Annotated in this window: 17 protein-coding genes; 10 read left to right on the top strand and 7 right to left on the bottom strand. The window is 54.1% G+C overall.

Annotated elements, in window-relative coordinates; all coding sequences use genetic code 11:
- The first annotated feature begins 195 nt into the window (after positions 1-195).
- From HNV11_RS20195 to HNV11_RS20150, 10 genes are all read left to right on the top strand, one after another.
- The gene (locus HNV11_RS20195) at positions 196-1911 is read left to right on the top strand and encodes a tetratricopeptide repeat protein (protein ID WP_171741383.1); all 1716 of its coding nucleotides are present in this window, start codon (positions 196-198) and stop codon (positions 1909-1911) included.
- Positions 1912-2103: 192 nt separating this feature from the next.
- On the top strand, positions 2104-3435 hold the full coding sequence (locus HNV11_RS20190; protein WP_171741382.1) for a DUF2254 domain-containing protein: 1332 nt from the start codon (positions 2104-2106) through the stop codon (positions 3433-3435).
- A gap of 207 nt (positions 3436-3642) precedes the next feature.
- On the top strand, positions 3643-4215 hold the full coding sequence (locus HNV11_RS20185; protein WP_240163598.1) for a hypothetical protein: 573 nt from the start codon (positions 3643-3645) through the stop codon (positions 4213-4215).
- A gap of 36 nt (positions 4216-4251) precedes the next feature.
- Positions 4252-5229 carry a mechanosensitive ion channel family protein gene (locus tag HNV11_RS20180; RefSeq protein ID WP_171741381.1) on the top strand — a complete coding sequence of 326 codons (978 nt, stop codon included), beginning with the start codon at positions 4252-4254 and terminating at the stop codon, positions 5227-5229.
- Positions 5226-5792 carry a DUF421 domain-containing protein gene (locus tag HNV11_RS20175; protein WP_171741380.1) on the top strand — a complete coding sequence of 189 codons (567 nt, stop codon included), beginning with the start codon at positions 5226-5228 and terminating at the stop codon, positions 5790-5792. Before HNV11_RS20180 ends, HNV11_RS20175 begins: the two co-directional genes overlap by 4 nt.
- 13 nt (positions 5793-5805) lie before the next feature.
- The gene (locus HNV11_RS20170; RefSeq protein WP_171741379.1) at positions 5806-6870 is read left to right on the top strand and encodes an AI-2E family transporter; all 1065 of its coding nucleotides are present in this window, start codon (positions 5806-5808) and stop codon (positions 6868-6870) included.
- Between the two features lie 99 nt (positions 6871-6969).
- Positions 6970-7530, top strand: coding sequence for a DUF4136 domain-containing protein (locus HNV11_RS20165; RefSeq protein WP_171741378.1), 561 nt, complete (start codon positions 6970-6972; stop codon positions 7528-7530).
- 248 nt (positions 7531-7778) lie between these two features.
- Positions 7779-9824, top strand: coding sequence for a transketolase (gene tkt, locus HNV11_RS20160; RefSeq protein ID WP_171741377.1), 2046 nt, complete (start codon positions 7779-7781; stop codon positions 9822-9824).
- 63 nt (positions 9825-9887) lie between these two features.
- The gene (tal, locus tag HNV11_RS20155) at positions 9888-10997 is read left to right on the top strand and encodes a transaldolase (protein WP_171741376.1); all 1110 of its coding nucleotides are present in this window, start codon (positions 9888-9890) and stop codon (positions 10995-10997) included.
- Positions 10998-11072: 75 nt separating this feature from the next.
- Complete coding sequence (locus HNV11_RS20150) at positions 11073-12161, top strand: AI-2E family transporter (protein WP_240163595.1); 1089 nt, start codon at positions 11073-11075, stop codon at positions 12159-12161.
- Positions 12162-12218: 57 nt separating this feature from the next.
- Here the strand turns inward: HNV11_RS20150 and HNV11_RS20145 are convergent, their stop codons facing one another.
- The 7 genes from HNV11_RS20145 to HNV11_RS20115 all read right to left on the bottom strand — a co-directional run bounded on the left by HNV11_RS20145 (position 12219) and on the right by HNV11_RS20115 (position 23425).
- Positions 12219-14246, bottom strand: coding sequence for a beta-L-arabinofuranosidase domain-containing protein (locus HNV11_RS20145; RefSeq protein WP_171741375.1), 2028 nt, complete (start codon positions 14244-14246; stop codon positions 12219-12221).
- 56 nt (positions 14247-14302) lie between these two features.
- On the bottom strand, positions 14303-16798 hold the full coding sequence (locus tag HNV11_RS20140) for a glutaminase family protein (RefSeq protein ID WP_171741374.1): 2496 nt from the start codon (positions 16796-16798) through the stop codon (positions 14303-14305).
- Positions 16799-16991: 193 nt separating this feature from the next.
- The gene (locus HNV11_RS20135; protein ID WP_171741373.1) at positions 16992-17933 is read right to left on the bottom strand and encodes a sugar phosphate isomerase/epimerase family protein; all 942 of its coding nucleotides are present in this window, start codon (positions 17931-17933) and stop codon (positions 16992-16994) included.
- Between the two features lie 181 nt (positions 17934-18114).
- The gene (locus HNV11_RS20130; RefSeq protein ID WP_171741372.1) at positions 18115-19458 is read right to left on the bottom strand and encodes an ATP-binding protein; all 1344 of its coding nucleotides are present in this window, start codon (positions 19456-19458) and stop codon (positions 18115-18117) included.
- A 39-nt stretch (positions 19459-19497) separates the two neighbouring features.
- Positions 19498-20706, bottom strand: a complete 1209-nt coding sequence (locus HNV11_RS20125; protein ID WP_240163593.1) for an alpha/beta hydrolase family protein — start codon at positions 20704-20706, stop codon at positions 19498-19500.
- A 278-nt stretch (positions 20707-20984) separates the two neighbouring features.
- Positions 20985-22949 (bottom strand): hybrid sensor histidine kinase/response regulator transcription factor, encoded by a 1965-nt coding sequence (locus HNV11_RS20120; protein ID WP_171741371.1) that lies wholly within the window; start codon positions 22947-22949, stop codon positions 20985-20987.
- A gap of 209 nt (positions 22950-23158) precedes the next feature.
- Entirely contained in the window at positions 23159-23425 is a 267-nt protein-coding gene (locus HNV11_RS20115) for a hypothetical protein (RefSeq protein ID WP_171741370.1), read from the bottom strand.
- Positions 23426-23509: the final 84 nt, after the last annotated feature.

Genomic DNA, 23509 nt, shown 5'->3' with positions numbered 1-23509 from the left:
CGTCTGCACGGGTGCCTAATTAGTAAACCGCTGCCGGTCATAATCGGGCAGCGGTTTTTCATTTATCCTGAACGTTAATAAAGGCTTCTAAGCCAATTCTAAGTTTAATCTAAGCCTGCTCTTAAGTCTGCCCTGTACCTTGCTTGTATAATCTGGTGATGAAACACATCGCAACCTGAAGAAACCGAAAGCAGCATGAAAACGCACATAACCCTATTCCTTCTTGTGGGGCTGGCTGGTTCCGCTCTGGCGCAGACGCCAGCTCCCGATGCCAGTACGCTCATGAGTCTGGGCCGTTTTGACGAAGCCAAGCAGCTTCTAAACCGGAATGCCCAGCAGAACCCTTCTATTCAAACTTATTTCGACGCTGGTTACGGCTATCTCCGTGCCGGCCAGCCTGATTCGGCCCGCATCTGGTTCGAGAAAGGAATACCTATGGACGAAAAGCGGGTGCCGCTGAACGAAACCGGCGTTGCCATTACCTATCTCGTTCAGAATAACGCGGCCAATGCCGATCCTAAGCTGGCGGAAGTTGTCAAGAAAAGTAAAGGCAAAAACGCCGATATTCTGTTTCGCATTGGCGAGGCTTACACCGGATATCTAACCCCCGGCAACGGCTCCATTAAACCCGTGTACCCCAAAGCAGTTAACCCCGCGCAAGCCATCGATTACCTGAACCGGGCGGCCGAGCGGGATAAGAAAAATTCGGCGATTCAACTGGCGCTGGGCGATGCTCATTACCTGAATAAGGACGCGGGCACGGCCGTTACCCGTTATGAGTCGGCTCTGGAACTGGGTATGGATGCCTCCCGGGTATACCAGCGGATCGGCGATATCTACTGGCAGGGACGTAACCTGAATCTGGCCGTTGAAAATTATAAAAAAGCCATCGATGCCAATCCAAATTATGCACCAGCTTATAGCCAGCTGGCCGAATTGTACTTCCTGGTAAACCGCTATAAAGAAGCTGCCAACTACATTGATCAATATGTCAACGTGTCGAAAGATGTTCGGCAGGAGACGCTGCTCCGGCAGGCACAGTTCCACTTCCTGGCTAAGGATTACCAGCGGACTGTAAGTCTGATCGATAGCAACCGGACGGCCCTGGCGCAGAACCCCATCGTGTACCGGATTCAGGGTTGGGCTTACTCGTCGCTGAACGAGCCCCAGAAGGCTATCCAGAACATCAATACGTTCCTGGAGAAAGCGCCCGGTAAGGCCATGCCCGACGATTATAAGTATCTGGGCCGCGCCTACCTGGGTACAGAGTCATCCGGCAGCGATTCGCTGAAAGCCATCAGCGATTCATTGGGAATCGCCAATCTGCTGAAAGCTGCGCCCTACGATACGACCGAGAATCTGTATAGCGACGTCGCCAAATATTACTACCGGACCAAGAAACATCCGGAGGCCGTAGCCGCTCTTGATTCAGCCGCCAAGCACGGTTTCAAAGCCGACGTACAGGATTTGTTCCGCTACGGTATGAGTAACTATACGCTCGGTTTTCAGCGCGATAGTGCCGGTAAGCTGGTGCGCGACACGGTTCGTTTTGCCCTGGCCGATTCGGCACTGGCCCTGGCGCAGAAAGGCTCACCGGAGTATGCGCCCACGGTACTTTACCGGGCGAAGGCAAACTATTACGCTTACACGCCGGAAGAAGCCGTTCGAAACGGTAAGGCCAAGCCCTACTTTGAGCAGTTCATCAGTATGGTAGCCGACAAGGAGGAAGAACGTAATCGCTACAAAAAAGACCTGGTGCTGGCGTTCAAATACCTGATCTCCTACCATGAGCTGGTGACCAAGGATAGCGCTGCCCGTAACGAATGGCTTCAGAAAGGACTGTCTTTCTTCCCCGAGAATAAGGATCTGGCTAAAATTGCCGAGCCCGCCACCGAAGCCGATACGCAATAAATTAAATAAGTTGTTCTCATAGTTGAACATGACCTGACCGCTACTGGAGCTCTGATCTCTGGTAGCGGTTTTGTCTTGTAGATGCTGACTGTAAGGCTGCGTTAAAGCGGTCAGCACAGCCAAAGCGACGTAAGTCCTCAATAACTATTTCCGGAGAGCCGGGTTTCTAAACTAGAAATCAACCCAGCTCGCATGAACATCCGGCTCCGCCAATACTGGCAGCAACTTTTAGAATCGCTCTGGTTTGTGCCTGGACTCATGGTGCTGGGGGCATTCGGGCTGGCCTATGGACTGATTGAGTTCGATCTGCGTACTTCGTTCAACGGGGCCAAGCGATTTCCGCTGCTGTTCGGCGCGGGGGCAGAGGGTTCCCGGAGTATGCTTACGGCCATTGCCAGCTCGATGCTGACGGTAGCGGCTCTGGCTTTTTCGCTGACGCTTTCGACAATTACGCAGGTGAGCAGCCAGTATTCGCCCCGGGTGTTGCGGAACTTCATGGGCGACCGGAACAACCAGGTTGTCATAGGCTATTTCGTGGGCGTATTTGCCTACTGCCTGCTTGTGCTGGGCACCATTCGGGGTACCGATGAGCAGAAGTTTGTGCCGTCAACGGCCGTACTCGCCGGGCTGCTGCTGGCGCTGGGCGGGGTTGCTGCGCTGATTTTTTTTATTCACCACATCGCCGAGTCGCTGCAAACGGGTACCATTGCCGAACACATTAGCCGAGAGACAATCAAGGCGATTGACGATCTGTTTCCCGAAGAACTGGGCGAGTCGGCCGATGAACCCGTAGAGCAAGAAGCTATCTGGCAGAAAAAGACTGGTCAGGCTGGCTGGCAGCCAGTTTTGTCGACGCAGTCGGGCTATGTACAAAGTATTGATTCAGACGGGTTACTGCAATGGGCCGTTGAGCATCAGGCACTGCTGCGGGTAGAACAACAGGTTGGCGCCTTTGTGGGTGAAAAGGCTATTCTGTTCAGTGTCCGTCCGGATAAGGAACGCGCGGAGTTTTCGGAGAAAGACAAGTTCAACGCCCTGAAAAAACGAATTGTCATTGGCCGGCATCGCAGCATTGATCAGGACGTAGCGTTTGGAATTCAGCAGCTGGTCGATATTGCTCTGAAAGCGCTATCGCCCGGAATTAACGATACAACGACAGCCATCATGGCGGTTGATTACTTAAGCGCCATTCTGGAGCGGCTTGCTAAGCGAACGTTTCCCGACCCACTGCGCACCGATGATGGGCAGCAACGTATTCTGGTTCGGGCAGCCGATTTTGAGGCTTACAGCCGGCTGGCTTTCGATCTGATCCGAATCAATGCCAAAGGAAACCACGCGGTAATTCTGCGGTTGCTGCGGGCGCTGGCGCTGGTCAGCAACCACACGCGCTCCGATAACCGCAAACCCACCATTCGGAAGCAGGTTTACCTGCTTATGGACTACGCCGATCAGACGCTGGCAACCGACTATGAGAAGCAACTGGTGCGGAACTTGTATAATGAATTAAAGGAAACCTGGCTCTGATTCGGCCACGGGTCAACCAGCAACAGTATGCAAAAACCGCTGTGGTAAGTCACTTCCAGGCATCTCTAACCAAATTCTAAGGTTTCATTAAGCCCTGACTAACGTTTTCGGAGTTTATTAAGGAAACTGGCAATCAGGCCTGGTTATCAGATTATAGATAACCAGGATATAGGCTACATACTCAAAAATATTAACCTCAATACAACAATGGCTACCGATCAAGAAGAAAAGACAACGACCATTGGCGGTTACAAACTCAATCTGAGTCCAATGGTTGTGCTGTATGGCGTTATTATCCTTTTTCTGGGTATTGGCGTAGGGTATCTGCTCTATCGCAACTGGAAAATTGGCGAAGAATTTGAGAATGAGCGAACTACGCTCCGGACGACCGTACAACAGAATCAGCTTGCCAACGACAAACAGCAGCTCATGTTTAGCATGAAAACCTTTGGCTGGGCCGTTCGGAACTCCCTGTTGCAGAACAAGCCGGGCGAAATCAACGAGTACTTCAATACTCTGGTAAAGGACCGGGGCGTTCGGGAAGTGCTGCTGGTGGACCCAAAAGGCCGGGTGACCATCTCGACCAATAAGAAAAATCAGGGTGTCCAGTTCGCCGAACGGTTTCCGGCTTATCTGCTTCAGCAGGAAACGATCTACTTTGGCGATAAACGGCCGTATGAGCTTTCGGCGCCGATTACCGGGCCTAATCAGCGCTTAGGGACACTGGTTATGTTTTACAACCCCGCTTCGCTTTTACCCGCTTCGCCAACTAACCCGTAAAATCCTGCTGCCCATAAGGGGCTTCAATTCGACGTTATGAAGTTTCTGCTAACCTATCTACAGCCCCCACGGGTGAACGAGCCGCCCTTTACGTTCAACGACGGCGTGATTCTGTTCTGGCGCACAGTCAAGGATTTTGCCAAAGGCTTTGCCGAACGACTACCTTATCTTATTGTAGGTGTGGGGGTCTTCGTGCTGTTCTGGCTGCTGGGTAAACTTCTCAAGAGCGTCATCAACCGGGTGGCCGTTCGGAGCCACGCGATCGATGATATGCTGGCCAATCTGGTCAGCCGCATTGTTAGCACACTCGTCACGATTTTCGGCTTTCTGGCAGCCTGCGTAGTTATTTTCCCGTCGTTTAAGCCCGGCGATATCATTGCCGGTCTAGGGATTACGTCGGTTGCCATTGGCTTCGCCTTCAAGGATATTCTGCAGAATTTCTTTGCCGGATTGCTGATTCTGTGGCGTCGGCCATTCAAGGTGGGTGATCAGATTCGGGTGAAAGATTACGAAGGTACCGTCGAGGACATTAACATGCGCTCGACCCGCCTGAAAACCTACGACGGCGAACGGGCTATTCTGCCCAATGGAGACGTTTACACGAGCTCGATCCTGGTTCGGACAGCTTACGAAAAACGCCGGATGAAGTTTGTCGTGGGCATTGGCTACCCAGATTCCATTGAAGAAGCCCGGCAGGTAATTCACCGCGTACTGGATGGCATTGACGGGGTACTGCGCGACCCCGCTCCCTGGGTTTACGTATCGGAACTGGCCGGGTCGTCGGTTAACCTGACGGTTTATTTCTGGACCGAGTCGCACCAGGCTAACGTACTGAAAGTAAGCGATCAGGTTGTAACGGGTGTTAAACTGGCGCTCGACAAAGCCGGTATCGACATGCCGTATCCACATACGGTTGTGCTGCTGGAGAAGCAGCCCGATGGACCCGCCATCCTGTCGAGGCCCGCAGCGCTTAATCAAACACCAGTAAATAATTCGAACGGACAACCATCATGATCGATATCCTCAGTACTATACACGATTGGCTTTTCAAAGGGTGGGAGAGTATCTGGCGGGTACTGTTCGTGGGCGTGCTGGCCTATCTTGGACTGCTTATTTTTCTGCGAATTTCCGGCAAGCGCACGCTCTCGAAAATGAACGCTTTCGACCTGGTAGTGACTGTCGCTCTGGGCTCAACACTTTCAACGATTATTGTATCCCGGCAAACCGGTGTCGCCGATGGGTTGATGGCGATGGCCGTACTCATCGCGCTTCAGTATGGCGTAGCCTGGTTATCCGTGCGGTGGACCTGGTTCCGCCATCGGGTAAAAAGCGAGCCGACGCTACTGTTTCACCAGGGGGAATATCTCCGGATGTCGATGCGCCGGGAGCGCGTTACGGAAGATGAGGTGCTGTCGGCCATACGCAGTTCGGGGGGTGCCCGACCAGAAACAGTAACGGCTGTTGTTCTGGAAACGGATGGTTCATTTACCGTGATTCAGAGCAATGACTCAGCCAGGGCAACCAGCCTGCAGAACGTTCAGCGGTTAACAGCCGACGGGAGCCGTCAGGCCTGCTAATCTGAATTTGGTTATGGAACAAACGACTTCTTTTGCCCGGCGGGCTGCTACGGCGGCTTTTATTAGTTTGCTGATAGCAACCCTGTTTCTGCTGATCGGCTACGCAGCCAGTTTTTTCTTTCTGGTATTCGGTGGTATTACCTTCGCGGTAGTCATCAGTGGATTAAGTCATTTTGTCAGCCAGAAAACGTCCCTGTCCTATGGTCTCTCGGTCGGGCTGGTCGTCCTGTTACTCGTAGCACTCATTGGCGGTACGATCTGGGCACTGGCACCAACCGTCAGCCAGCAGGTCGACCAGCTTGCCCAGTCGCTGCCGCAATCGGTCAGCCGGCTCAAAACAACCCTTGGCCAGTCTGAATGGGGGCAGCGGGTGCTGGACGGTATCCCGGAGCAGCCGGGTCAGTTACTATCGTCGGGCGGGCCGGGCAAAGGTGTGCTGTCGCAGGTTACGGGCATGGTGTCGAGTACGCTTGGCGGACTGGTCAATATACTGATTGTGCTCATCACCGGCATCTATCTGGCTTCGAATCCCGGCGCTTATCGCAAGGGCTTCACGCGCCTGTTTAATCCATCCTACCGCGACCGGCTGCTGGGCGTAATGGACCAGTGTTACGATACGCTTAAAAACTGGTTTATCAGCCGCTCTATCACCATGGTCGTTGTCGGTGTCGTGACCGGAATCGGCCTGGCCCTGCTGGGCGTTCCCTTTGCTATTGTGCTGGGGATTCTTGCCGGAGTTCTGAACTTTATTCCTAATCTCGGCCCTTATATCGCCCTCGCTCCAGCTCTGCTGGTGGCGTTTCCACAGGGGCTCAACCAGGTTCTTTACGTCTTTATTCTTTATATGGGTGTGCAGTCGCTGGAAGGCTACGTGCTGACGCCCCTGCTCGACAAGCGGTTCGTGTCGATGCCGCCCGCGCTGCTTTTGTTTGGTCAGGTACTGCTGGGGATTCTGGTGGGGCTAGTTGGTGTGCTGTTTGCATCGCCGTTGATTGCCGTATTACTTGTCATTGTCGATGAGTTGTACGTAAAGGATCGGCTCGAAAAGCAAAAGGGTGGTAATAGCTCATCCAGTTAGTCTGGCGAGTTTCTAAGGTAATTTTAAGCTTACCTTAAGGCCTTTCTAAATCGGGAGCGCCAAGTTTGCCACTGTATTTACAACATAAACTCAACAAATATGAAAACGCGATTTTTTATTGCCGCAGCCCTGCTGCTGTCGGTCAGCCTGACGCAGGCGCAGAACGTTACAGTCGATGCCGATAAAAAACTCAACACCGATTTCAGTAAGTATAAAACCTATACCTGGGCTTCGCAGGTAGACAACCAGCTCGATCCCGGTCTATATTTTCTGAATGATTTAGCGCTCAAAAAACGAATTCGGGATGCCGTAGCATTCGCTCTGGACGGGCGGGGCTATAAGTTCACCCGACAGTCGCCCGATCTGCTGGTTAACTTCCGGGTCTTCGATAAGGCCGCCACGGTTAAAGGCTATACCGGCTACGGTAGCACGTACTTCGGTTCCAATGAAGTGCGCGATCCGGAAGACGTAACGACCTTCGATATCAAACCCGGCTCAATTGTTGTCAATCTGGTGGACGTAAAGACCGGCCAGGTCGTATGGCGCGGATTGGCAACGGGCCTAACCAATACCAACGGATTTGACCGCGACGAAAACAAAATCAAACAGGCCGTTAACCTGATTTTCGAACAGTATTCGTTCCGGGCGGATAAACTTTAAACTGTGAGTGAAAGACAAAACGGCGGCTTCAGCGATTCAGCTAAGCCGCCGTTTTTGTTTTATACGAGGTCCGGATGCGGGCGGCCTTACGTAGTTCTAACGGCCTGCTCTTAACAGGCAATCGCATTCGGTTCGTCAAACATTCGTTCCGTTTTTTTGTCTTCTTTATAGGCAACGTTATTGGGCCAATGGCCTGATAATAAATCTGGTGAACAGTCCATTCGTTTTTGATAGCAAACCCTCCCATTATGACTCAGCAGACTTCCTCGCTCGACGAACTTAGTATTAATACCATCCGGCTTTTATCCGTTGATGCCGTGCAGAAAGCCAATTCGGGGCATCCAGGTCTACCCCTGGGCGCGGCCCCGATGGCATATGTGCTCTGGTCGCGCTTTTTGCGGTTCAACCCACAGGACCCGCACTGGCCCAACCGCGATCGGTTTGTGTTATCGGCCGGGCATGGTTCGGCCCTGCTGTATAGCATGCTGCACCTGTACGGATACGATCTTTCACTGGAGGATCTGAAACAGTTCCGGCAGACTCATTCCAAAACACCCGGCCACCCCGAGTCGAACCTGACGGCGGGCGTTGAAGTAACGACCGGCCCGCTGGGGCAGGGATTTGCCAACGGCGTCGGTATGGCCATGGCCGAAGCGTTTCTGGCGGCTAATTATAACCGCGAGGGCCACACCATCATGGACCACTACACCTATTCTATCGTGAGCGATGGCGACCTGATGGAGGGGATTGCCTCCGAAGCGGCTTCACTGGCGGGACACCTTAAGCTGGGAAAGCTCATTTATCTCTACGACGATAACCTGATCTCGCTCGACGGCCCTACCAATCTGGCCTTTACCGAAGACCGGATGGCCCGCTTCGACGCCTATGGCTGGCATACGCAGCACGTAGCCGACGGAAATGATCTGGATGCTATCGAAGCCGCTATCCGGGCGGCACAGGATGAGAAAGAACGTCCGTCGATCATTGCCGTCAGAACCATTATCGGCTACGGGAGTCCCCTGGAAGGCACTAGTAAAGTTCACGGGAGTCCGCTGGGGGAGGAGAACGTACGGAAGGTAAAGGAGTTTTTCGGGTTCGATCCCAATCAGTCGTTTGTCGTGCCCAACGAAGTGCGGGACTACCTGCGTCAGCCGGGGCAGCGGGGCGCCGACCTGCAGGCCGTCTGGCAAAAGCGGTTTGACGCCTATAAAAGCCAATTTGCGGCCGAGGCTAAGCAGTTTGAACTGTCTTTTGCCGGTAAACTGCCCGATGGCTGGGATGCCGATCTGCCCCGGTTTACGCCCGCCGACAAAGACATGGCGACCCGGCAGGCATCGGGTAAGGCGCTGGAAGCCTTGAAAAAGAAAGTTCCGTTTCTGTTTGGTGGCTCTGCCGATCTGGCTTCGTCCAACGAAATGCCCACCAAAGGCGACGTAAGTTTCCAGCCCGGTCAGTACGAAAATTCCAATATCTGGTTCGGCGTTCGCGAACACGCCATGGGCGCGGCTCTGAATGGGATGTCGCAGCATGGTGGTGTGCATCCCTACGGCGGCACTTTCCTGAACTTCTCCGATTATATGCGGGGCGCTATCCGCCTGACGGCCCTGTCCGAATCAAAAGCTACGTTTGTATTTACCCACGACAGCATCGGGCTGGGTGAGGACGGTCCAACGCACCAGCCGGTGGAGCAGGTGGTCTCGCTCCGAACAATCCCGAATATCGTGGTGATCCGGCCCGCCGACGCCAACGAAACGGTGGAAGCCTGGCGCGTGGCCATGACCCAGCCTAAAACGCCCGTCGTGCTGATTCTAAGCCGCCAGAAACTGCCCGTGCTGGACCAGACGAAATACGGTTCGGCGCGTGGGGTCGAGCGGGGGGCTTACATCCTCAGCGAAGCCGAAGGAACTCCGCAACTTATTCTGATCGGTACTGGCTCGGAGGTGTCGCTGGTGCTCAATGCGCAGGAAGAACTCAAAAAGCAGGGGATTCAGGCGCGGGTGGTCAGTATGCCGTCCTGGGAGCTGTTTGAGAAACAGGACCAGGCGTATCACCACGAAGTGCTGCCGCCCACCATTCGTAAGCGGCTGGCCGTTGAAGCTGGCTCTCCTATTGGCTGGTATAAGTACGTCACCGACGAAGGGACTACGGTGAGCATGAACCGCTTTGGCCTGTCGGGGCCAGCCGATGAGGTGATGGCTTATTTCGGCTTTACGGTCGAGAATGTCGTTTCCACCGCCAAAGCGGTGCTGGAAGGCAGACCCGAAGGAATCGAGAAAAAAGAGGTGCTGTCGTAAAACCAGCATTATCCGTAATCCACTACGGATTACTCAGTAAGTAACTCATTAAACGACTCAATCATGGAAACGAACAACGTAAAGAAGATTCACGAATTTGATCAGAGCATCTGGCTGGACTTCATTGATCGCAAGATTATGGACAGTGGCGAGCTGCAGAAACTCATTGACGAGGACGGTGTCCGGGGGCTTACGTCAAATCCGGCGATTTTCGAAAAAGCCATCAGCAGCGGTTCCGAATATGACGAGGACATTAAGCGGCTCGCTCAGGAAGGGAAAAGCAACGAGGACATTTTCTATGGCCTGGCCGTCGCCGACATTCAGCGGGCCGCCGACTTATTCAAGCCGGTATATGAAGAAGAGGTTCGGGGTGCCGATGGATACGTAAGCCTGGAAGTGTCGCCCCATCTGGCGCAGGATATGGAGGGCACGCTCCGCCAGGCACGTGCCCTCTGGAAAGCCGTTGGACGGGACAATGTTATGATTAAGATTCCCGGTACGGCCGAGTGCCTGCCCGCCATCCGTCAGTGCATCAGCGACGGCATCAACATCAACGTTACGCTGCTGTTTGGGCTGGAACGGTACGAAGCCGTAATTGATGCCTATATATCGGGACTGGAAGAGCGGGACAGGGCCGGGCAACCCATTGACCACATTGCGTCAGTAGCCAGCTTCTTTCTCAGCCGTATCGACGTGCTGATCGACCCAATGCTGGATGAAAAAGGACTGGGTGACCTGAAAGGTGAAGTTGCCATTGCGTCGGCCAAAAAAGCGTATGAAATCTATAAGCGCGAATTCAGCAGCGACCGGTTCAAGCCCCTGGCGGCCAAGGGTGCCAACCCCCAGCGGCTGCTCTGGGCCAGCACGAGCAGTAAGGACCCGGCCTTCTCGGATGTGAAATACGTAGAGGCCCTGATTGGTCCTAAAACGGTGAACACTATCCCGATGGAAACTCTCGAAGCTTTCCGCGACCACGGCCAGGCCGATTTTCGACTGGAAACGGATATGGATCTGGCTACGCAGACTCTGAACCGAATCGAGCAGGCCGGGATTGATCTGAACGACATCAGCCAGCAGCTTGAAGAGGAAGGCATCGAGAAGTTCAATAAACCTTACGACAAACTGCTGGAGGCAATTAATACCCAGAAAGAAAAATCACTGGCCTCGGCTTAGAAAGAACTGTTCGGCACTGGCCGGACGATCGTTCCGCCGGAAGGCGGTTAGTTACCGATTTTTACCATTCATTCAATGCAGGCACTGGCAAAACCCTCACGGTTTCTGTTTTTTCTGATTCTGCTGTTTGGTGGCTTGTATTTTGCCCGGACAGTTCTGGTTCCCGTTATAATTGGAGGCCTGCTGGCTATGCTGTTTCTGCCCCTGAGCAACCGATTAGAGAAAAAAGGTGTAAGTCGGGCATGGGCCGCTTTTCTTTGTATCGTTTGCTTGCTGGCTCTAATCGCCGGAATTGGCGGGCTGCTGGCCTGGCAATCGTCGGAGCTTACCCGCGATCTATCGGGGGTGGAAGATCGAATTTCTGAGTGGGTCGGTCAGCTAAAGGAGTTCATCCGGCACACAGTCGGTATTGAGCCGCAACAGCAGCAGAAGCTTATCCAGCAGCAACAGGCTTCGGGTGGGGGACAGGTTTCCAGGATCGTGATGGCTATTCTGGACTCTCTGTTGGCCGTTGCGGTTGACACCGTCCTGGTTCTGGTTTATCTGTTCCTGCTTCTATATTTCCGCAACCACCTGCGGAGCTTCGTACTCCAGATGGTTTCGACGGATAAACAGCCGGAAACCCGCAAGATTCTTCAGGAAAGCAGCGAGGTGGCTCAGCAGTATCTGGCTGGCCTTGCCGCAATGATTACGGCTCTGTGGGTCCTGTATGGGATTGGCTTCAGTATCGTCGGCGTTAAGCACGCCATCTTTCTGGCGATTCTGTGCGGTCTGCTTGAAATGATTCCGTTTATCGGCAACCTCACCGGCACCGCGCTCGCCATTCTGGTAACGATGGCGCAGGGAGGAGACACTAACACCATTCTGGGTATCCTGGTCGTTTACGGGGTTGTGCAGTTTACGCAGACGTACATTATCGAACCACTGGTAGTCGGGAATGAGGTAAGTATCAATCCGCTGTTCACCATCCTGGTGATCGTGGTTGGCGAAGCGGTCTGGGGCATACCGGGTATGATCCTGGCGCTGCCTATGCTGGGTATCATCAAGGTCATCTGCGACCACGTAGAACCGTTAAGGCCCTACGGGTTTCTGATCGGTAAAGTCGGCTCTGAAAACGAAACCAGTCTGGGCAAGAAACTCAAACAAATACTCCATATCGGGTAAGGCTTACGTATCGTGGCGGTTAATTCACAGTAATTGACCGCCACGATACGTACAGGGTTATTTAACCACCGGGAACGCCACAATCCGCAGCTTGGTGCAGCCGTACGGAATGAGCGTCAAGGAGTCGGTCTTATCGCTTACCTCACCTTTGTAGTACCCGTCGCGGGCTGATACGGGCTGGCGGGCAACGCCATCTACCAGCTGCCAGTTCGGAATTTGTCGGCCGGTAGTCCGGATTTCGATGGGCGCACTGGCTTCATTCCAGACAAAAGGAGCCGGAAACGGTTTCTCTACAACCTGCGTGTTCTGCACAGGGTCTTTCACCACCGACTGAAGCAATCCGTAGTTCCAGGGGCTTTCGGGCCGGTACTCGTAATACGTACCTTCTTTAGGTTCTTCTTTTTTGTCCACCTTCGCGGCAACCTTAAGCGCATACACCAGCGGTCCGCGCTCAACAGTGCGGGAATTGCGGCCCCAGTTGCTGGTCGTTACCTGCATCGGCAGTTGCAGCGTAATCTGATCGCCGGGTTTCCAGACCTGCATCAGCCGGATCACCTGCCCGCCCTTGTCGCTGCGTAGTTTCTGACCATTGACCAGCACCGTGGCCTCGCGGCACCAGCCCGGAATCCTGAGCTCCAGCGGAAACGAAACCGGTTTAGCAGCCGAGATGGCGAAGTTGATCTGGTCGGCAAACGGGTAATTGGTCGTTTCCTGAATGGTAACCATTGTGCCACCGCTTGCCGGAAACGTAACGGTGCTGGGTGCGTATGCCAGAGCCGCCACGCCTTGTTCGGGCGTGGCATACCAGAGGTGCGTGGCAAACTTGGTCCAGCCCTGGTGCATGTTTACGGTACAACACGTATAACCCGCATACGGCCCGAACACGTTGTTCATGCCCCGGTCGAAGGGCAGCGAAAAATCAAACACGCCCCGCGATACCTGCACCTGATTGGCCATCTGGAAGTATTGCCGACTGTTGTAATCGTCGGTTGTCTGGGTGGGCAGGGCGTTGAAGGTCATACGCTCCAGTGCATCCATATACATTGGGTCGCCAGTGATGCTGATGGCCTGTTCGAGCGAAAACATCGTTTCGACGAGCGCACACAGCTCTACGCCCTGCGTGGGGTCGTTGCCGTGCAGGTCTTCGTCGCCCGAAAACATGCCGTGCGGCAAACCGTGCAGCGTCATCATGTCGGTCCAGCCGGTTTTGAAAGCCGCCAGCAGCTGCGGGGCTTTTTTGCCCTGATAATAGACAACCGGCAGTTTCAGACCCATGCCTACGTTGACGGCGTGCCGGTCCATCCAGGCCGTGTCGTTTTGCTGGGCGGCTGCCGCCATCACCCAGTTACGTCCCCCGAAGTATTGCGTCCAGGGTGTCGTCTGTTTGTTCAGTAGGTCGCCCAGTTCCAGCAGAAATTTGTCGCCGGTCAGGTTGTAGAGCCAGTAAACTGTCAGCAGGTTGTCGCCACCGCGCGCCGTGGACCACTCGGTGAATTTGCCCAGCGGAGTTTTCGCCAGGTTGTTGTACTGATACTGAAAATACTTGGTCATGAACGGAATTACCCGTTTGTCGCCGGTAGCCTGGTAATACTGCTGCATGACCTTGAGCATGACCATGCGGGGCCACCAGTCTTCGCCCTGCTCACCCGACGTAACGGGCTTACCGGTCTCGCGTTCGTATTTTGATAAAGGACCAAAATAGCCCGACGGCCGCTGGTTGTTGAGCGACCAGTTGACGTAACGCAGAACCTTTTCCTGCAGGGGTTTATCGTCCAGCAGATAGGCCAGTGGCAGGGCGCCGTCGAGCCAGTAGGGCGTTTCTTCCCAGTTGTCGCCCTTGCCGCCGAGCCAGCCGTTGTCGTTTTTCAGCTTTGGATAATACTCGTCCAGGTGGCCCGTCGTGCCCTGGTTCATAATCAGGAACTGATCGCGCAGCCACCCCTGGGGTTTGATGGAGCCGAGGGGCATTTCCATGTATTTTTGCGGAGCCAGCGGGGCACGATTCGCCAGCGGAGCCGTCGGCTGAGCCAGGGCAGCCGCTGACAATAACGTAACAGCTATCAGCGAAAACGAACAAATACGCATACGGTTCAGAGGTATCTGACTATTACAGAGAATCTCAGACTTAACGCCCACTCAGGTTAACGCTTTGCCGCCAGTCGTCTTTCCAGCATTTTGATGAAGTAGCCACCCACGACCGACCGGGCCTGAAAACCAACCTGTTTGGCGTTGGTTGTTTCGTGCCAGTCTGTAAGCGGCACCCGCGACGGCGTTTCGTTGGCGAATTTCCAGATGGGCGTAATAAATGCCTGAAAGTCCTTGTCTGAATCAGTAAGCGTGGCTGTCCACATAATCCAGTCTGATTTAGTGTATGTCCGGCGGCTGTCGAGCGGCAGGCCATAGGGGTTCTGGTGGTTCAGGTAAAAGGCCACTTCTTTCTTCGCCACTTCGTCTGGGAAGATGTTCAGATCCAGGAGCTTGTCCCACACAATATTGTATTTCTGACTCCAGCTGCCGGGTGTTTTATCGAAGGTGAGGGCGTAATGGTCGCCTTCGCTGTCCATCTGCATCCACCGGCGGGCCATATCGCGGGCCAGCGTCAGGTGTTCATCGGCAGTTTTCTGATCGCCCAGCATCCGGGCCATTTTACCGTAACAGGCAATACCGACAATGGCCTTCGCCGACAGGTTGGCGTTGCGGGCCAGGTGCCCGGCAAAATCGTCGGTGCAGAGCTGATTGGCGGGGTCGAAGCCATCGCGCTTGAGGAAACCCACCCACTTGGTCAGTGTTGGCCAGTGCTGGCGGGCAAAGTCGGGCTTGCCGTCCATCTGCACGGCTGCCGCCGTCAGAATCATCATGTTACCGGCTTCTTCAACCGGCATATCTTCGCCATAGGTTTGCCCGTTCGCCAGCGGATAGGTGCCAACGTCATGGGCCGGGAAGTCCTTCTTCCACTGACCCGACTCGCTGTACTCGAAAATGAAGCGCATCAGCCCTTTGGCCAGCTCATTATTATAGACCAGAAACAGCGGGGCCGAAGGGTACGTAACGTCGACGGTGCCGATGGAGCCGTTGGAAAAATTCTCTTTTGAGAAAAACAGCACCTCACCTTTCGGGCTGGCTACAATCTTGTGAGCCGCGATAGCCTGGCGATAGGCTAAAACACACAGGTCGGCATAGGCTTTACCCCCGGCTCTCTCGGCTTCGGCCCGAAGCTGGGTGTCGAAAGTTGAGCTTTTCTGCCGCAGCCGGGCGTAGTCTTTTTCGGCTGTCTGCAACAGGGCCGGTAAGGTCGTTTTTTCGTCCCGTCGCCACCAGGGGCGTAGATTCTGGCCAAAATACTGGACCGAGTAGAGATCATCGTAAGCCAGCATGAGGTGTCGCTGAACGGGCGTGGTCCCGACCGAACCCATGGGCAGGCTCACGGCCAGTCCGTTTTCCTGCGCCGTTCCGGTAGCCTGTTGGCCAGCGGGGAGTGTTCCCTTGTTCATGAAAGCCGTTTTAAGAGTTGTCAGCGAACCCGGCGTTAACTGAGCGTTGGCCTGCTCCGGTACGGCCAGATAGGCATAGCCCCAGTCGATACGAACGTTATCGCCTTTTTTCTGCAATACCGGCTGTTGCTGGGTTCCTACCTTCAGCCAGCGTAACCCCGTCGTACTGCCGGCGTCGGCGATAACTTCCTGTCCGGCGGTGTTGGTCGCCAGAGTCGCCGATTCGCCAAAAAAGAGCTGAACTGAATGGGACTTTCCGTCGCGCGAACGGGCGTCGAACGTAACGTAGGTGACGGGTCGGGCAGCTACTTCCAGTTCATCCAGCAGCAGGGGCGAGAGAAAATTAACGCGCAGATCCACCGGACCAGCCATAAAGGTGTAATCGGTCTGCGTGGCCGATACGGTTACGCCCGTCTGGGTCGCCGTAGCGACTGCCGACGAGGTAATCGGATTCACAATCCCCACATCGACGAACGAACCACCCCGCGGACTGACGCAGTGCACGGCCAGCACGTTCCGGCCAGTGCGCAGGGCTTTCTGCCCTTCGGTCGACAGCGGCAGATAGATATATTCGTTGATGTAGCCGGGTTTGTTCAGAATCTGCGTACCATTCAGGTAGACCGTGATATCGTCGTCGTGGTTGAGCGCCAGCAGCAGCTTTGCCGGGTCCGTTTTACCATCGTAGGTGAATTCGCGCCGGACATAAATGCCGTCCTTATCGGTGTTGCTGTTGCGCCAGGCCGTGCGAGCTTCGGGCGTATCGCCGAATGGCCCCGGTGCGGATTGCCAGCCCTGCGCGTTGAAATCAGGTTGCTCCCAGCCCGCATCGGGTTTGGTGAGCGTGTACTGAGCCGTATACGCTTGCGACTCGCCAGTGGAGAGGATAGGCGCATAGGTCGTTGGCGGGGCGCCCAGAAACTGATACGCCTTTCCATCGACGCGCACAACGCCTTCCAGCGACTGCGGCTTACCAGTCCAGTGGCGGGTGGGGCTATCGGTGAGTTTGTCGGTCGTACTCCATACGCTGAAATACGGGTCGTGCGTAATGAGTGGATAAGCCGGTGGACGTAACGTCTGCGCCTGCGCCGTAGCCAGCGCCAGAGCAGTTAACAGGAGAGAAAAGCGAACAGCGGATGATTTGAACATTGAAACGTTGGTTAGGCGGCAATCGAATGGTCTCCAGCTTATAAAAACAATATTGGCCTGCCTCTACTGATAGCGGGTTAATAGGTGCTGATTCTTACTGTAAAAGCAATGAAAAAGCCGCCATCTGACAAAGCAGTAGCGGCTTTTTCATTGCCCTGCGTAGGACGCTTTTGGGTTGTTAGCCCGTTACGACTCAGGCCAGAACCTTCGTCAGATTCTGATAGCTGGTCTGGATACTATCGACGCCGGGGGCCATATCCTGCTCGACGAAAATGTATTTCAGCCCCGCCAGTTTAGCCGCCGTGAAAATGCGTTTAAAATCAACCACGCCATTGCCTACTTCCGTAATGGTTTTCAGGTCCGACTTGATGTCCTTGATATGCCAGAGCGGGAAACGGCCCGGCTGCCCCTTGAACAGTTCGACCGGGTCTTTACCGGCCTTTGTGGCCCAGGCCAGATCCAGTTCCATCTTAACGAGGTCTTTATCGGTCTGCGACAGGATCAACTCGTAAGGGGTTTTACCGCCCTCGACCGGGTCAAACTCCGTGGCGTGGTTATGGTAGGCAAAGCCGATGCCTGCTTTCTTGGCTGCTTCGCCCGTTTTCTGAAACACTTCAATGGATTTATTGATCTCATCTACCGTGCTTACGGGTGTACTGGAACAAACCAGGTAAGACAGCCCGCCCTCGGTTGCTTCGTCAACCAGTTGCTGGTAATTATCACGCAGATTGAGCATCGGCGGCATGTTTGCTGGCATTGGGTTGGCCGGTTGCGTTGCGGCTGTACTGGCAGCGGGCGCGGGCCGGGGCCGACGGGGAGCACCTCCGGCATGGTGGGCCCGCCACTTCATTCCTAAATCTTCAACTACCTTCTTAAACTCTTTGGCGCTATAGCCGTAATAGCCCCCGCGCGTGTTAAAGGCCGATTCAACTTCTTTGTAGCCAGCAGCTGCAATCTGCTTCAAAGTGCCCTGCGGGTCTTCGTTCATCGACCGGAACAACGTATAGAGTTGAATACCCACGGGGCGCAAAGCCGCTGGACTAAACAGGTACTCAGCTTGGGTTAATCGGGGAAGTATTATGCCGCCTAGAGTCAGCGCTCCGGCGTTTTTCAGGAAATCTCTGCGGTTCTTCATGGTCATATTAAGAAAATAAACATGCCGATCCTGCGGGCCATCCAACTGGCAGCAGGCTTCGGATACGTAAAGACATACAAGCGAGTAATCATACCCATTGTGGCTGTAATTCCGGGCACAGCTGGTGTAGGGTCCTGTAGGGTCAGAAAAATTTCAGTGGCTACGCGGACGCCGGAAATGATCAGCCGTCAACATGGACCAGTGAATCGGGTAAGCAGATACGGAATTCCGTTCCTTCGCCTTCCTGACTCGTTACGGTTAGCGACCCACCGTGGCCTTTGGTGATGATATCGTAGCTAAGCGAAAGCCCCAGCCCCGTGCCTTCGCCTGTTGGCTTTGTTGTGAAGAAAGGCTGAAAGATTTTCTGTTTTACGCTCTCCGGTATGCCCATACCGTTGTCGCTCACCCGAATCTCAACAGTTCCCTCGGCGCGGCTGGTGCTGACCTGTAATTGGGGTTTATACGAAGAACTGCTTTGCTGTTGCCGCTGCTGCACCGCGTAGAAGGCATTACTGTATAGGTTCAGCAGCACACGCCCCAGATCCTGAGGAATGGCTTCAACCAATCCCAGGTGCGCATCGAAGTGCGTAGTCAACTGGCAGTTAAAGGATTTGTCTTTGGCCCGCAGTCCATGATAAGCTAGACGCAGATACTCATCGACCAGCGCGTTGAGATCGGTGGGGTGACTCTCTCCGACGGAGGCACGCGAGTGTTCGAGCATACTCCTGACGATAGAGGAGGCCCTCTGGCTGTGATGGACGATTTTGTGCAGGTTTTCCCTGACGTCAGTCAGCAACTCGGTTTCCAGATCGGAGTCGCGTTCGGCTTTTTGCTGCTCGTCGGCCAGTTCTTCGAGCAGTTCCGTGCAGACCTCCGAAAAGTTATGCACGAAATTCAGCGGGTTCTGAATTTCGTGCGCAATCCCGGCGGTGAGTTCGCCAAGAGAAGCCATTTTTTCTTTCTGCATGAGCTGCTCCTGAGTGGCCTTCAGTCGTTGCGTAGACTGCTCCAGCTCTTCAGCTTTCCGTTGTAGCAGGACGGTGCACCGGGCCACTAACTGCTCCAGTTCCTGATTTTTTACCTTCAACGCTTCAATGCGAAACGTTTCATCGTTAGCCTGCCTGGTCAGCGGGACTGACATGTGCCAATGGATGAGTACCCATTTCGTTTTAACTTTTTCAAAAACAGCTGTTTGCCGAACGTAGATAAGGTGCGAATTTTTTTCTACCGGAACGCTAACCTCTATATCGCCCGACACAATCCCCGTCGTGCTGGTCTGGCGGGTGGTTATGTTTAAAAGTTTGTAAGCAAGAACCTGGGGAAATTGCTGCTCTCGTTTAAACAGATCAAGGGCTTCATCGCGGCTGTAAATGAACTCATGGCGGCCGGTTCCGATGGCTGTCACATCAGGGGCAATGACTTCGGCCATAGCCAGCATTGACTGATCGCTTTTTTCCGCCCACAGGTTAAGAAAGTGGCGAAAGCAATCAATCAGTTCTGAATCATATGGCGGCTCGTTGGACATAGCGAAAGCAGAACGCGTTGCGTTAAGGCAGGTGAGGCCTCATCGAGCTGTCGAAAACAAGCTGTACGTACCAAGCAGCCAGTCCGGAATGGTCTGCAGGTGGGTTTTACCGGCGCTCGTAAAGAGCTGTACGGTGCTGCCCGCGCCCCGTGTCGCCATGGCGTTATAGCAATTCTTCGAGTTCAGGTAATAGACCTGCGGATCGGCGTCGCCGTGATAGAGTTGCAGAGTTGTCAGGGGTCTCCAGTCGTAGATATCATTGTCGGCGACGGCCTTGAGAAAGGCTGTATCGGTGCCATCCAGAATACCGGCTTTGAATGAATCGGTCAGTACCTGATCGAAGCTGACATCAAGCGTAGCCAACTGTCGTTTGGTCTGAACCTCGGTTAAGTATGGTTCTTTAAAATAGTTGGATAAAGGTCTATTGAGTTTGTAAAGCTGGTCGTAAGTAAGCAGTACCCACAAAAACGCCCGGTTCCATTGCGCTACCCCCGCCGATTTCTGGGTCAGCAGGGCCTTCATAAAGCTGGTTTTATCGTAGGCACCCGCTCCGCAGGACACTGCCCGGAGGTTAAACTCGGTTGGTGTTTCTTCCTGTAATTTCTTGTACAGAGCCATTGTTGCGTAACCGCCTTCCGAATAGCCGGCCAGATACAGCCGGGAATCCCAGTTGATGGCAGAGTGGCTGTTAATGTATTCGCGCGATGCCCGGATCATATCCAGACCGGCCTGGGCCAGGCTCGCCCGGTGTTCGTAGGTATGCGGCAGGTTTTTAGAGGCTCCGTAACCGATATAATCCGGACAGGCCATGATATAGCCGATGGAGGCAAAAATCGTGGCGTACTGATAGGCTTCGCTGGCCGGGCCAAAGTTGGAGGGTGCTTCGGAGTCGTCGAAAATAGTGCCGTGCTGCTGGCTGATCATGGGAACCGCCGTGGTCGTGTTCGGCACCAGCAGCAGACCCGATGCCTGAACGGCGCTGCCATCCCAGTTAGTGGTGTTGTAAACCAGCTTAACCACCGATATGCCCTGACGCAACAAGGCCGCATAGACCGGACTGATTGCAGCGGCCTGCGTGGCCAGCTGCTCCCGGCTGAGTTCGGTCAGGGTAGTGCTGCTGACCAGGTATTGATCAGCCGCGGGTTTAGGGCTGTTGGTTCCGTTGGGATTACAGCCAACCAGGTAGATGGCTAAAAAGAAGATGAGGCTGAGCCAGCGTCCGGACTGGTGTATGCGTAAGCGTATCATGGCTGATTAAGAAGAAGCTGGTATGAATCTTTTTAAACTAGTTGCCCTGGACTTTCTGGATATGGGTCGCCAGTAAAACTGGCGACCCAAAAGAGGAAGGTTGACTCATAGCGCGGATAGAAACACAGCACCCGATTAACTAGAGCAGGCGTCTTCACCGATTAGGCTACGACCATTGCACTGCCTGGACAAAGGTGGCAGGAAAGCCCGGATTCAACTATGACTGATGTTACTGATACTATCAATTATGAGTAAAGGCCCCAAAAGCAGAGCTGGTCTTACCGCTTTACGTAGTCGGTGGGGGTTTGTTGATAAAACTCCCGGAAAACTTTGGTGAAATACGATGGGGATTCAAAGCCAACCATATAGGCTGTCTCGGAGGCATTGTGCCCTAACCGGAGCAGATCAATCGCTTTGCGGAGCCGGTACTGGCGAATAAGTTCGTTGGGCGGCAGATGCGTCAGATTATGCACTTTCAGGTAAAGAGTTTTACGGCTCATCGCCATCTGATCGGCCAGCCATTCAACGCTCAGCGTTGAGTCATCCAGTCGCTGCTCAACGAGTTGATACAAACGGCGCAGAAACTGATCCTGTACAGTCTCAGAAGTTTCCGTTGTATCTGGCTGCGCTAATTGCTGCCGATAATGATCGCGTAATTTCTGCTGGCGGCTCAGCAGGTTCCGCAGCCGCAGCCGCAGTTCGCCAACGTGAAACGGCTTGGTCAGATACTCGTCGGCCCCGTATTCGAGCCCTTTCAGCCTACTATCTGGTTCAAGACTGGCCGTCAGCAGCATGACCGGTATGTGATCCGTTGCCAGGTCGGTTCTTAGTCGATCAATGAGTGCGTATCCATCCATGCGGGGCATCATCAGATCGGATATTATCACGTCGGGTAATTCCTCCTTTGCCAGTATCCAGCCCTCATAACCATTGGCGGCCGCCCGAATCCGGTAGGAAGTGGCCAGCTCTGCCACGATAAACTCCCGAAGCTCTGCATTGTCTTCGACAACCAGCACCAGGGCGGCCTGGTCAGAACTTTTAGGATGGAACGAAGGCTCTATTCCCGTGGGGGTTGAAGGCGGGTCAACGACCAGGGTTGGGGCCGCTACGGGCTGGGCATCTACGTAACCGCTCACCAGTTGAACCGGAATCTCCAGCACAAACTCCGTACCGGATCGTTCGCCGGTGCTATCCGCCTGGCTTTCTACCCGAATGGTCCCGCCCAGCCGGCTGGTTAATTCCTTGACCAGCGCCAGCCCAATGCCCGTCCCTTCGTAGGCCCGCGCCCGGGCGTTGTCAATCTGGTAGAACCGGTCGAAAACGTGGACAATCTTGTCGGCTGGAATCCCAATGCCGGTATCCCGTACGATTAGCCGGACGCCCGTGGCCGTTTGCTGAAGACTGACGGTAATGCTTCCGGCGGGCGTAAACTTGATGGCGTTTGACAGGAGGTTATACAGTATCTTCTCCCATTTGCCCGCATCAAACAGGTAGTTGCCGGGAGACATATCCGTCTGAAAGGTCAGAGCCAGATTTTTAATGTCGGCCGAGGGGCGGAACAGATCGACAATCTGTCCGATGAACCCCGGTAAATCACCCACCTCATTGACCAGATCCATCTGCTGGGCTTCGAGCTTATTAATATCCAGCAACTGGTTGATGAGCCTGAGCAACTGGCGGGCGTTCCGTTGAACCAGCGTGAGGTGCTGCTGATAAGGTGTGGGCAGGTCGGGGGTTTCGAGCAGCTTATCAACCGGCGAAACAATCATGGTAAGCGGGGTACGTAGTTCGTGGGTGATGTTGGCGAAAAAGCGGGTTTTCATTTCATCCACGGCTTTCAGCTCGGCGGTTTCGCGCAGCTGATTCACGTAACGCCGGGTTTTTTCGATAGTAAGCTGGAGATCGTTGAAGTTGATGGGCTTAGTCAGGAAGTCGAAGGCACCCAGGTTCATGGCTGTCCGGATATTGTCCATATCGCCATAAGCCGTTACCATCACGGCACGGACCATCGGGTTAATGTCCGGCAGTTTGGCCAGCAGACTCAGACCGTCCATGCCCGGCATATTAATGTCGCTCAAAATGAGGTCAATATCGGGTTGCTGTTCGAGGGTGTTCAGGGCTTCAAGTCCGTCATGGACGAAGACAAACTCATACTCATTGGCGTTGATTTCGCGCCGAAACCGCTTACTGAACAGATCTTCCAGATCCGTTTCGTCGTCAACCAGGAGGATTTTTGTCTTCATTGCCCGCTGAAGGTACTTGGTGTGCCCTGAATCAGACAAAATTAAGGGAGTTCATATGCGAAGCAACCGCCCAATGCGCGTTTGCACGTAACCATCGGCCGGATTCGAGTAAGCGGTAGCAACTGAACAGGAAAAAACGTAGCACGGCTCAACTCATACGTGGCTCTGATCTGCGCTACGGTTCTTCCTGTTTGCCGGGAAACCTCCCACTAGAGGTTCGCCGGTTTGAAACGTGGTTGCGGATCAACAGTATCCGTCGGGTCTTCCAGAGGCTGATTTCCATCAATGCTTTCGTCAGGAACGCGGGGCAGTTTGTGATTGATAACCGGCACTTTGCGGACTATATGAACGTTGGGACCAGGTTTTGGCTTGATTACTTCGGGCTGATTGCAGGACACCAGGCCGTTGAGTGCGCTGAACAGGAAAAGGCCGACGACTAAGCGACTAACATGGGTGATTAAGAGGAGCGCTTTCATGGTGTTGACAGAGTAAAGGTTGAACTTCTGACTTGTCCGCTTTGGACAGATCAAAGGTCCTCCGATGCGCTCAGAAGGGCTGGC

This window comes from Spirosoma taeanense (genome assembly GCF_013127955.1).
Taxonomy (GTDB): domain Bacteria; phylum Bacteroidota; class Bacteroidia; order Cytophagales; family Spirosomataceae; genus Spirosoma; species Spirosoma taeanense.
The sequence above is the reverse complement of the archived record's forward strand: the minus strand, read 5'-3'. Positions and strand labels throughout refer to the sequence as shown.